Source organism: Bacillus sp. OTU530, assembly GCF_038440375.1.
Genome location: NZ_JASATP010000020.1, coordinates 1 through 11,818, shown reverse-complemented (window position 1 = coordinate 11,818; position 11,818 = coordinate 1). Strand labels below are relative to the sequence as shown.

At 34.1% G+C, this 11,818-nt stretch carries 15 protein-coding genes; 1 reads left to right on the top strand and 14 read right to left on the bottom strand.

What is annotated here, in order from left to right; all coding sequences use genetic code 11:
• Positions 1-9 precede the first annotated feature (9 nt).
• The 8 genes from AAHB12_RS15865 to AAHB12_RS15830 form a co-directional block, all read right to left on the bottom strand.
• Complete coding sequence (locus AAHB12_RS15865) at positions 10-300, bottom strand: head-tail connector protein (RefSeq protein WP_342045982.1); 291 nt, start codon at positions 298-300, stop codon at positions 10-12.
• Complete coding sequence (locus AAHB12_RS15860; RefSeq protein ID WP_342045981.1) at positions 290-448, bottom strand: hypothetical protein; 159 nt, start codon at positions 446-448, stop codon at positions 290-292. The genes AAHB12_RS15865 and AAHB12_RS15860 overlap by 11 nt, the downstream gene beginning before the upstream one ends.
• Before the next feature lie 57 nt (positions 449-505).
• A complete protein-coding gene (locus tag AAHB12_RS15855; protein WP_342045980.1) occupies positions 506-1,612 on the bottom strand; it encodes a phage major capsid protein in 1,107 nt (368 codons plus the stop codon).
• A gap of 1 nt (position 1,613) precedes the next feature.
• Positions 1,614-2,237, bottom strand: coding sequence for an HK97 family phage prohead protease (locus tag AAHB12_RS15850; protein WP_342046055.1), 624 nt, complete (start codon positions 2,235-2,237; stop codon positions 1,614-1,616).
• On the bottom strand, positions 2,200-3,480 hold the full coding sequence (locus AAHB12_RS15845; protein ID WP_342045979.1) for a phage portal protein: 1,281 nt from the start codon (positions 3,478-3,480) through the stop codon (positions 2,200-2,202). The genes AAHB12_RS15850 and AAHB12_RS15845 overlap by 38 nt, the downstream gene beginning before the upstream one ends.
• 14 nt (positions 3,481-3,494) lie before the next feature.
• Positions 3,495-5,183, bottom strand: a complete 1,689-nt coding sequence (locus tag AAHB12_RS15840) for a terminase TerL endonuclease subunit (RefSeq protein ID WP_342045978.1) — start codon at positions 5,181-5,183, stop codon at positions 3,495-3,497.
• Positions 5,176-5,667 carry a phage terminase small subunit P27 family gene (locus AAHB12_RS15835; protein ID WP_342045977.1) on the bottom strand — a complete coding sequence of 164 codons (492 nt, stop codon included), beginning with the start codon at positions 5,665-5,667 and terminating at the stop codon, positions 5,176-5,178. The genes AAHB12_RS15840 and AAHB12_RS15835 overlap by 8 nt, the downstream gene beginning before the upstream one ends.
• A 132-nt stretch (positions 5,668-5,799) precedes the next feature.
• Complete coding sequence (locus AAHB12_RS15830; protein ID WP_342045976.1) at positions 5,800-6,180, bottom strand: HNH endonuclease; 381 nt, start codon at positions 6,178-6,180, stop codon at positions 5,800-5,802.
• A 128-nt stretch (positions 6,181-6,308) separates the two neighbouring features.
• On the opposite strand from AAHB12_RS15830, the gene AAHB12_RS15825 reads away from it, so the two are divergent.
• Positions 6,309-6,788 (top strand): hypothetical protein, encoded by a 480-nt coding sequence (locus tag AAHB12_RS15825; RefSeq protein ID WP_342045975.1) that lies wholly within the window; start codon positions 6,309-6,311, stop codon positions 6,786-6,788.
• 56 nt (positions 6,789-6,844) lie between these two features.
• Here AAHB12_RS15825 and AAHB12_RS15820 read toward each other — a convergent pair whose 3' ends face one another.
• The 6 genes from AAHB12_RS15820 to AAHB12_RS15795 all read right to left on the bottom strand — a co-directional run.
• Positions 6,845-7,087 (bottom strand): hypothetical protein, encoded by a 243-nt coding sequence (locus tag AAHB12_RS15820; protein WP_342045974.1) that lies wholly within the window; start codon positions 7,085-7,087, stop codon positions 6,845-6,847.
• A 39-nt stretch (positions 7,088-7,126) separates the two neighbouring features.
• Positions 7,127-7,327 carry a hypothetical protein gene (locus AAHB12_RS15815; RefSeq protein ID WP_342045973.1) on the bottom strand — a complete coding sequence of 67 codons (201 nt, stop codon included), beginning with the start codon at positions 7,325-7,327 and terminating at the stop codon, positions 7,127-7,129.
• Between the two features lie 54 nt (positions 7,328-7,381).
• The gene (locus tag AAHB12_RS15810; protein ID WP_342045972.1) at positions 7,382-8,026 is read right to left on the bottom strand and encodes a hypothetical protein; all 645 of its coding nucleotides are present in this window, start codon (positions 8,024-8,026) and stop codon (positions 7,382-7,384) included.
• A 167-nt stretch (positions 8,027-8,193) separates the two neighbouring features.
• A complete protein-coding gene (locus AAHB12_RS15805; RefSeq protein ID WP_342045971.1) occupies positions 8,194-8,754 on the bottom strand; it encodes an HNH endonuclease in 561 nt (186 codons plus the stop codon).
• A 902-nt stretch (positions 8,755-9,656) separates the two neighbouring features.
• A complete protein-coding gene (locus AAHB12_RS15800) occupies positions 9,657-10,889 on the bottom strand; it encodes a hypothetical protein (protein WP_342045970.1) in 1,233 nt (410 codons plus the stop codon).
• 305 nt (positions 10,890-11,194) lie between these two features.
• The coding region (locus tag AAHB12_RS15795) for a hypothetical protein (RefSeq protein WP_342045969.1) at positions 11,195-11,818 on the bottom strand (624 nt) is incomplete at its 5' end.

Genomic DNA, 11,818 nt, shown 5'->3' with positions numbered 1-11,818 from the left:
TCACCACATTTACAACAGATTAATAGAATGCATGTCTAGAATAGATTTGATTACCGCATTAACCTTGTCATCTCGAACAGTAAAAATTCTATTCTCATGCATTTCATTGGCAATAACTATTAGAGCAATGGTTAAATCCTCTTTAGTATTCATTTGCTCATCAGACAAACCTGTATAACCCTTTATGTAAGATTTACAAGCTACTAAGATATTAGTAAATGACTTAGTTACTTCTGGATCATCAATATCTTCACGCGCATATTCTATTAAATCTTGAACGGTTACCTCACTAATTCTCATCAGCTTTCACCTGCTTTTTAGACTTAACGTCTTCTATATACCCTGCGTTTAAAAGGTCATTATAAGTTTCCTTGTCTTTTATTTCTGCTTCTTCACCTTTTGTCATGGTGACAATTCCAGAGAAGCTAGTAAGTGCTTTTACCTTCATACTGTCACCTCCTAATAGAAAAAGAGGACGGTTAATCCGTCCACCTTTCAATAATTATTAAGCCATTTTTAGTGCTGCAATTTTCTGTGTTTCAACAATTGCACTGTCACATTCAACATATCCAACTACACCGATTGCGTGTTGAGTTGCATATTTTTCCATAAGAACTTGGATCTCAACATTTTGAGCAAGTTTAACATGTAATCCACTCATATCACCGTAGTACAATACTTTCTTACCTGTAGTAATAGTATCTACACTTTCAGAGATATGGAATGGCTTTCCTAACAGCGTAAATCCGAAACCGTTTAAAGCTGTTCCTAATAGATAATTACCATCAGCATCTTTCAATTTACGTAAAGCTTTTAAAGTTGCTTTGTTACCAATCCATACCGCGTTACCTTGATATACTTCAGGTACAGTCATTTGTACATCAATTAACTCGTCAGCAGTTACTGCTGTAGCTGAAGCCGCAGTAACTAGATTTGTAGTAGAAGATAAACCTTCCATCTTTCCAGATGTACCCACGATTAATTCTTTCTCCAAGAATTCAGCAATTGCTTTTGCTGCTTTGTTAATAACGAAAGACACTAGATCAAAGTCAGTACGGTTCATTAAGGACTTAGATACTTTAGCCAGAACACCCACGATGAAGTTTTCGAGTTTAACAGTTGTGAATTTACCTGTACCTTCAGTAAGTTCTGTAAGATCATCAACGTATGCAGCACCGATAGAAGATGAAGACTCATCATAAACAGGGAATACCAAATCACCACCTACGTTGTAAACAGTAGCCATTGAATAGATTGGAGATAGTTCTTTAACCTTTTCAATGATTTTATTTGCAATATGAGTAGGAATTACACCACCATTGTTAGCAACGTCTAAAGCACGTTGTTCTCCTTTGATAAAACGCAAGAATTTATCTTCTTCTAAAGCACGTTGTTCAGCTTCTCCGGCAACCTTTTTAACTTCCTTCCTCTCAAAAGATCGTGCCTCTTCTTCAGCTGCTAAAGTTTTATCGATTTTAGCGATTTCTTTCTTAATTTCATCAAATCTTGTACTTTCCTCATCTGAAAAAGAACGTGTTTCAGCCTTGGATTTGCTAAGTAGTCCTTCCATTTCCTCGATTAAATCATTACGTTTTTCTACTAATTGTTTCATGTTAATTTCCACCTTTCACATTCTTTAATTTTAATATTTCGATTTCGTTTTCGTAAATTGAGTAGTTAATTTGACTTTCCTCGCGTTTTTCGGCTTCTGTTGTAGTAAAATCTTCAATTTCAGCCTTAAACTCTTCACTTCTTTGTTCGGTTATGTAAGTATCATTACCTCGCATTTCCAGTGATGTTGCTATGTATGCTGGCGTTTTGTCCAAAATCGACACTTCTAAAAGGTCAATATCCTCTAAATATCTTTGTTGAATACCGTCTGAACCATCTGTAAATGTCGGTTTGTTGTCTCGGAAACCAAAGCTCCACCCTGTCAAACGCTTTTCTTTTGCCGCTTGAATGACTTCTTCATCTGTTACAGTTGCAATTGCACGTAAACCTATGTTGTCTTCGTACAATTGAAGTCCACCTTCCTTAATGGAGGTTAATTTCCTACTAGGATCATGATTAAAGCGTAATTCCACATCATCAGCTTTCGATAATGCTTTCTCAAATGTCTTAGTTTTCACTGTTTCTCGAAAACGCCCATGTACAGATGGAAGCACACGAGACTGTCGCTCAACAGCATTCACATACCCATCAAGTAATACTTGGTTCTGTCGGATTTCGATTCTCATCTTCATTTTCACCCCCTTTAAAGTTACTTTCACTAGTCATTCCAGCACCAGTAATACTGTCCATATTAGGAGTGAAATACTTTTTAGATTTAATGTCGTAAATGACCTCACCTAAACTCATTGTGACAATATCCAACCCCTCGATAGGTTCGAGATTTTCAATGTATCTAATCTCATTTTTGCTAATCCATCCAGCTTCAACCGCCACCTTGTATGCACCGAATCGTTTAGCAATATCACCTTTTAGCAATTCGCTCGTATCCACAGAAAAGTAAAAAGACCCCTTCTCCCTATCGAGTAACAGGTCTTTGTTTAAAGTTGTTTCAATAGCTTTTAAGATTGGCAGTATACAAATTTTAATCCAGTTATTATATACTTCATCGCTGGCAGTACCGTCTAAAATTGATGTAGGTGTAAGGAAAATCTTACAAATTTCAGATGAATTGGTTTTCTTGTTCTCATTAAGCTGCATCTCTGTCGAAGTATTAGAAGCCTCTTGAAAGTCTAATCCATTGTTCAAAACAACAACATTTTCACTGTTGTTTTTGTACAGATTGTTCCAAGCTAACTTAAGTTCATCTATTGCTTCTTTACTTAATCTTCCATTTGATTTAAGGAAACCTTTCTTATTACCCCCTGTTTTGACTAAAACCTCTTCGAAAACAAGTGAATTGTATGCAACAGATAGCATCTTGTTATTTTCACTGATTATACCTTTACCTGTGATTCCATCTTTGGATTTGCGTGTCAATTTGATAAATTGGAAGTCTCGATAAGTATCTCCATTGACCAAAATATCGTAACTTTTAAAGATTGGATCAGCGTTAATATTGACTGAAAGATTAGGATAACTCACATAATGAAGACTTTTAACGTTGTTCCTTTCACGATTAATGTAGGAATAACCAGCTCCACATAGTAAGTAATCTTCTACTAATGTCTTCTTAAATTGAAAGGCATCCAATGTATCCTTAGTGTCATCGTTTAAAAGGCTAACTCGAACATCTTCCTCTATTTTTGTAACTTTACCATCAATCTCTTTATAGAGATAAACAGGTAAACTTGCTACTGTATCCGAAATAACACCTACACAAGCACTAACAGCAGGAATGTTTAATGCTTGTTCCTTTGTTATTTCATTAGCAGTTATCCCTGCGCTTAAAAGAATTTCTTCAAGAGTACTTACCCTTTCTTCTTGTTTTTGATACTGTCTGAATTCTTTCCATGCTTGTAGTAATCCCATTTATTCACCCCCTTTTAAATAACCTGAGCAGCCCAATTGCCACCAGTGTAAATGTCTTGTTGAAGTAGGTATAGAGCGTTAATGGTGGAAAAAACCATATCGACCTTTCCTGCTGTTTTAACGGATATTTTCTTATTAATATAGAGATTCAAGTTGCTGTCCTGTACACATCTACAGTTAGTAAAGTTGTTTTCATAAACCAAATTATTAAAATAAGAGAATTTATTATCCAATATCAACTCTTTAAGCCACTTGATAGTTGAATGTAGTACACTACTATGCTGTTTTACCTCAACAGTTAATAAGCCATGTTCTCGTTCCCATTTTTGCGCTGAATTCCTTAGATTCCTAATGTCATAGCCAATAGCAACGATATTGACTCCATAATCCTCTTGCAAATTAACTACAAATTGTTCAAATTGTGCATAATCAAGTACAGTTTCACCACAAATTATCGTGTTTCCATCTTCAACTGACTTCCTGTAGTTAAACTTTTCTTTCTTACTTTTCTCGTCCACATAGTCTTCTTGTATAAAACACCACGTCTTTGAGTGTACTGTACCTGTTTCTTCATCGTACCCTATCATAGAAATTGATGAATTATCGTAGCTTTCTGCTCCATCGGCGCCTATCCAAACGTTCTTACCATACCAGTCCCATTCTTCCGATGCTTTACAGGCCTTAATTTGATCACTAGAAACATAACCATCTGCACCCAAACCTTTATACATGATGTTATTATGCTTACACAAATAATTTTCACGTTTGGACTCATATAAAATAGCCATAGTCCGTTTATCAACTATAGCTTGAAATACTTTTTCATTGTCTACTGCAACAGGATTAGACTGGTATATCACCAAATCATTTGTTTCCCATTGCTTCCTGATATTCTCGTCAGGTTCGTATAATAAACTAAAGTATCTTTTATTTTCGATAAACCCATCTAATACCCGTTTGGCATAGTCTATTTCAGTTAACATTACATTATTATCATTTGGGTACTGTGTACTAATTATTATCCCCAGTTTATTTTTCAACGTGATCTGCGAACTTCTCATAGCTTCGACGGGATAGTCATCAAGGGCACCAGCTTCATCCGCCAGGTATAAGTTTGCTAACTTACCGTCCATACCATCATTACTGTAAGCCAAAGGTGTATATTCAGAGTCAGTAAGTTTACATTCAATTACATCACGCTTCACTTTAAATCTACCCTCTAACAATGGACTAGATTTTATGATTTTCCTTACTGCTAGTTTAAGTTCACTGGACAATTTATAATCAGGTGCAACACTGAAAAAACGTGAAAATCTAGGCTCTAATAGCATAGCAACGATAAATACAATTGCACTACCAAAAGTTTTATAATTCTTCCTGCTAATTTCCAAGAGGCTTGTCTCATAATATTTGCTTCCATCTGCTTTACTTAAAGTACACAATGTGGCAATAACAAAGAACCATTGATAGCGCTCCATGCCTTCATAGATAGAGCAGCTTAGGTCTGGATGTACCATTAATTTTAGGATTCCACATACCTTATTAAACATGGATTCATCTATGTAGGCTTCATCATTATTACCGTCCACAATATCCAGCCATGCTTTAGCTTGTTTTTTGACGTATACACCTACATAGTTATTTTCTTCTTCGATGCACCATTTGCAATATTGATAAGCTTTACTATCTTTAACACTATCCATTTACATCACTTCCGCTAAGAAGTTGCAACAGTGGATCTTGTTTATCTTGCTCATTTTTAACGTTTAATACTGCCAATTTAGATCTCGCAGAAGGACTTAGGCCAATTTCCATACAACATTTATTAAAAATGGCGTTGTAATCTTTATAGATAATACTTGCAGGATTCCTAACTAATGTACCGTCTTCCTTGATTGTTACAAGTCCATGTTCATTAATTATATTCTTACATTCTTGCATCCTTACAACCGCATCAACTGTAGTTTCAAGGATAGTAATGTCTAAGTTATTTAATATTTGACTTGACCTTAATTCCTCAACAATAAACTTATATACTTTCTTCTCTTCTTTGGAAAGGTGACTCGGTGGCTTGTACACTAAGCCATCATTACCTTTCAATTTCTCTTCAGCTTGTTTTCTTTGTTTATATTCTTCTTTTGTTAAGTGTGCTGTTTGTAAATCAACTGGTTTAGATGCTCGTGCCACAATATCACCTACCTTTCCTTAATTTGTAAACATCTTTAAAACTACCCATTTCGGAATACTTCATGAATGAGGGAATTCCGTCGGTCGCAAAAGTTTGAGAAATTTTGATATCAATCTACCGGGGGATGTGTTTTACATAGTAGAATATTTATCTTCCTGTTCCTTGGCTAATTCTTGTAATTTTTCTCTTGATATACGTCCACACTCTGCTTCCTCATGGTGCTCTCTACACAATGAAATAAGATTGTAGTTATCCAATCCCAAAGACATATCCTCCACCAATGGTACAATATGATGCACCTGTATATCTCTAAATGTATAACGTCCTTCCCTCATACATACTACACACAATCTCTTATCACGTTCCATAATGTACGGTTGCTTCTTATGCCTCCATGCACTAAGCTTTCGGAACCTATCTACTTCTGTTGTATTCTTCTTTCTTACTGGTTTCTTAGTACATTGATGTTTCTTATCATGAATACCTCCACAATAACTACAACTCTTTAACATTGCCTCACACCCCCCATCGCTAATTGCCTTACAAGATTAAAAGTAACCAAGTTTAAGTATTAAAAATTGTAATAATCCATTAAAAAGAACAATAAACTTAATTAGTCTTAGCCTAAGGAGGAATAACCATGTTCAGAAATTCAAAATCACAATCCGAGAACGCAAAAATACCTCTTGTTTGTGAAGTAGAAGGATCAAAGTATGAAGAGTATCAGCTATATGATGACCATCTAAAAAGAGGTTATTTTGTCATTCGTAATATCCCATATGACCGAGGTATAACACGTGAAAGTATTAGTCTCTATGGAAAGACAAAACATAACTTTAGCAAATTCATTGAAGCTAAAATCGACGATCGAAACTTTCAGAACCCTATAATTAATGAAGATGCAGACAGGAACGATTATCTCATCCTTGTAGATGACAAAGGTAACCAACTACACTTAACAGGCTGTACCTGCGGATATTCCGGTGAAGGACCACGCGGAACACTGGAAATTCTCAACAAGTCAGGGTTTGCTGTCAATGAAAGATTCGTATTCTGCGCACAGTCTTTTGCTCTTAATCATCCTACTATAGAGAAGAATCTGTACGGAGAACGTCTTTAATCCTAGCACAAGCTAGGTTCTTTTTATTTCTTAACAATTACTGTCTAACGCGCTAATTACTTTACAACAACAGAAGTACTTGATAAAGATGAACCTGTACGTTCACTGATACACAAATCCACAAAACCCTTGAAATCCCATGCAAAATCAGACATGATACTACCAGCCACATAAGCCTTCTCGTCTTCGTCAAGAGCAGCATACTCTTCTGTGAATATTGATTTATAAACTTTTTCTCCGTTCTTTATAGCCTCATAAGCTTTATCCCTAATAACATGGGCTTTTGTTTCTTCGTACATAGATATCGACTCCTATACAAAAATAAAAAGCACCCGATGCTATTCGGATGCTTTAATAACTCCATGATATGTTCCAATTCTTTCAACGCTAAAGTTATTAGGTTTGAATTTTCTTTTGGATTCATAAACATCTGCTTCTTCTTTGTTTTTTGTATCAATCCAAGCTGATATTGCTTCTTGTGCTGTATCGGCTTCTACAACATACTTATCGTTGGAATATCTAATTAAAAATAAATTCAATAATTCCACCTCCCATCTATCCCTATAGTTCGATATACAAAAGGATCTTCCTGCTTAAAACTTTTCAAAGAGTAGTTTTACCTTATCAAGATTACCCTCATCAAAATAATTAACATTTCCTGATTCTAATGCAAGAAACTTAATCACATCTACAACTTCTTTAGCAATCCATTCTTCACTTTCAATCAATATCGATAAACCTTTTGGTTTAAAGTGAGCAAAATCATTTCTGTAATCAACCATCTTTTGAATTGCTTCTGATTGTAGATCTGTTCTTTTTAAGACTTTGCTATCAGTATACTGAATCATATAGTCTGGATTTTCACATTTATCTAATATGTCCCATATTTTATTCAAGTTATTTTCAGCAAGAATATTAATGACTGATAATAAATGTTCATCAGCTAATACCGCAAGATGATCTTTAGGAATAGGATCTTCCATACCTAAAGATCGCTCACTTAGTAAAGGTATAAGTTCTTTTATTTTCTTAGTACTCGGTTTATCTAAAACCCTCAAACTAGGACTAGTCCCTTTAATAGCACAAACACCAAAACCGTACAGAGCACCATGTAATGAGATCATCAGCCATTTAAACCAATAACTATCTTCACGATTATTGAAGTAATAAGCAGCTTTTCCTAAGTAATCAATTGCATTTTCAAGTTCATTTGTTCTAAGTATTGTCTTATCATCCAAAATAAATCACCTCATAAGTAGTGTAAGACCTATGAGGTATTATGTAAATTATGTATTAATTTTCTTCATCCTCGTATGTAACAATTATAACTACTCCAGAACCATTGACTATGTAACTCTTAACCTTTTTTGTACCACTTATGTATTCATCATTGTTTTCGTAAGTATTATCCTTCATTTGGATTTACCGTGTAAGTAACTGATAAAACAGCATTCTGAATGGTTCTTTTCGTTACATTAAAACGTTCAGCCATAGTTTTATAGAAATCAGTCTTTTTACCTTTCCATTTTGCCAATTCATCTCTAACCGTTTGAGCATTTTCTAATGTTAGCCTATTCTTTTCAACATCATAACTGCGATTCTTTTTATTATCCTCGGATGTCCCTAATCGTAAATTTTCGATATTATTATTCCTTACGTCCTTGTCAATATGGTCAATTTCTAGTTTTTCACCGTACAGTCGCCAGCTCTTAACTTCTTCACCCCAAACAGCAGCGTAAACAACTTCATGCTCATATAGAGGAATCCATTCTCCGTTATCATGTAATAATTTTGTTAGTAAATACCCCTTATCACCTACACCTTTTGGGTTTTTAGATAATAACCATCTATTCGTTTTCTTATTATAAATTTTCCCTAAATATGGGTGAACAGCATAAATACTATATCCTCTAAGTGGCAACATTTCGTGCTTTACATCTTCGTATTTTGGTGATTTATTATTCATCAATATCCATCCTTTATTTTTGTTAGTAGTGCATAATCATCTGGTTATACACTCCAATCAGCCTCATCAAAATATTAGTAACGCAAAAAAGACTACAGTCTAATTAGACTGTAGTCAGCACTACTAACACTGGGTGGATGAGACCCATTGCAATATATATTCTTTTTTCTTCCTAAAAAGAGGATTATCTCATTTTTTAAATATAAACCTCACAAAGCCTTGTATATCAAGAGTTTACGCTTTATAGTGTGAAAATGTGTCACGCTAAGAACTTCATTTATGAGCAATGACCACTTCTTCTCCTTTAAAGGGGATTATCTCTAATTATTCCATAGCCTAGAAGCCTTGATATTAAAGGATTTTTAAGAACAACTGGAACATCGAGTTTTCTTTCCTTTAACGGGGATTCATTAAAAATCACTGAATCCCTTGCGGCTCTAAGGATGTAGAGTTTCACGTTTTGCAAAGTTAGAGAAGAATGTAGTGATATCAAGGGTTTGCTAGGTTTCTAAACTAGGACATTTTTCGCTGTTTTCTCTTATTCCTTTGATGGATAAGGAATTATGACCACTTTCTAAACTTTGGATTTCCCTTTCCCCTTATAGACTATTATCTCCAATTGATCCTCCATGCGATAAACCTTGATATATCAACCTTTTCTGAAGGATATTAAAAATCATGTTGTAACTCACCATCAATTCTGCGTTACATTTCTTGGTATCACCTAGATAAATACGCTCTAATCTGTTACTATATATACACCGTGAAAACCCTTATGTATCAAGGCTTTCAGCCGTTTTTTGAACACTTTTTATTGCATTTTCACACATTTTTGAATGTTTATTTCATCATCCATAGGTATCCACCTATAGAATACATACTTCTATTTGATAACATTTTAACTAATTTTCTTTTTCTTTACTCCTCATGTTACGCATATTCATTTTGACTTTATGATTACGCACTTTACCCTTACATTCATCACAGTATTTTGTCTTGTTACTTCTCTTAACGATCTTGCATCCACATTCAGTACAATTACCAAATATCACTTTATTGCTTCCAAACAACTTATCATACTCTCTTGACAACTCATTAACATTAATCAATATCCCATCTGAACAATCGCTATCAACAACCAATACCTTTATTTTGTCATGTGCTCCATGCTCCTCGTAAAACACATCTCCACCTATAAGATGTGCGAAGTCATCCTTTAACCAACAATGTGTAATCAATTCAATATTTTCAATTATAAATGCCCGATCAATCCGATCAAAAAACTCATCGTACTCAACATCACCGTAATGCTCATGTTTAATAACTCTATAACGATTGGCTTTATATTCCTCTTTCTGTGCTGGTGTCATATTTTCATAATAACTTGGGAGCTTTAAATAAGGCGTTTCGTAATAATCTTGCTCATACCTCCATATTGCTATGCTACTTTTCCTAGTTGGTCTAAACAAGTGTTCAGCATATTTAAGCGAGTCGTACGGGATAAACAATTGACCATATTGACTATCTACTTCAATCATTTTTTCTAATATCTGTCTTCTACGTTCAGCTTTTTTATTGTATCGATAGACGTAACCTTCAGTGAGTAAATAATGAAAAATACTACCCAACTTTTTCCCATTGGCTTTAACGCTTATTTCATTGGCAATCTGATGAATAGATGCTCTATATGGTTTATTTCCATTTGCTTTCCACATACAAAGCATTGTAAACGCAATTTTTCGTGTTGTATTATCTGGTAAGTTATTAATTAATTCAATCTCATTTTCAGTAATCCTAATTTCATGACAAATCTTCATGAGCTGTTTTTTAGATCCGCTAATAGCACCATCTATCAGTTCCTTAAACTTCAAGCGTACATCAAATGGAAACCTTTCAATCCTTATCAGTTTCTCTAATCTTATTTTTATTAATTTATCATCATCTACCTTCTCAACATGATGATAATATTTAGCTAAGAGAAAAACATCCTTAAACATGTGATTGCTAATGTTCTTCCCATTTTGTATGACAAGTTTAGCATATTCGATTTCATCCCAAATGTAATATTTACTTGTTCCAGCCCAGTTATTTTTGTATGATTCGTTAATATCCCCTATAAATTTGTAGTTTGTCATATTATTTATCCCCTATCTGTGTAATTGATTAATTGTGAAACTATGTAAAAAGTAAACTATGTAAAATTCGAATATGAGCAAAACAATAAACGGATGATTGCCCCAATGAGCAAACTTGTTTTGCGAATTGTAAATACTGTATCTTATATTTATGTTATTTGTATGTTATTGTATCTTCTTGTTACTCTTACTGGTGTGTAAATTATGTAGCAAACTTTTCTTCAGTAAACGCAATTTTTTATTTTATAAATGCATAATCTTCTTTGTTAAATGCATTTTTTACATGTAGGTGTTTTAGTGGGTTTTTAGCCTACTAATGAGACACTTTTTTCTATAAACTTTTTTATATTTTCGTGCTTTATGTGGTAGTGATTATTCCATCGATCCAGCAACAAATTTTCATTCCCATTTTTATCTGCTTGATGTTCCGAATGTATATTATGCCTTACAACCTTAATAAATTTAGCCGCTTCAAGAATTCCTATATACTTGATAAATGTTTTTTCGGAAGCACCTATATCCTTTGACATACGTTCTACAGAAGCGTAGCAGTGGTCTTTTCCTTTTACTTTATAATTCATCCAACTTTTTAGGTAATACAGTATCCTGACCCCCGTATGTCCTACCTTTTCAATAACCGACATGCTTATAACTCCATATTCAAGTTGTGTAAACAACTGCTTTTCATTTAAATCAGGAATTACGGTTGATGAAAGTGAGATTGTCAATTTTCCGTTCCTCGGCAATCTGGTTATTTCATTTGTAATCAATTCATTTTTGTACAATCTATCTAAACAATCACGAAAAGTCCTTTGGTCAGTAATATCGATATAATTCATGAGTTTTTTATAAGAGATAATTGTAAAGGTAAGACTTTTGTTATCTCCTGATTGAGATTTATAAATTTGAATCAATTTAGCTAACAAGAC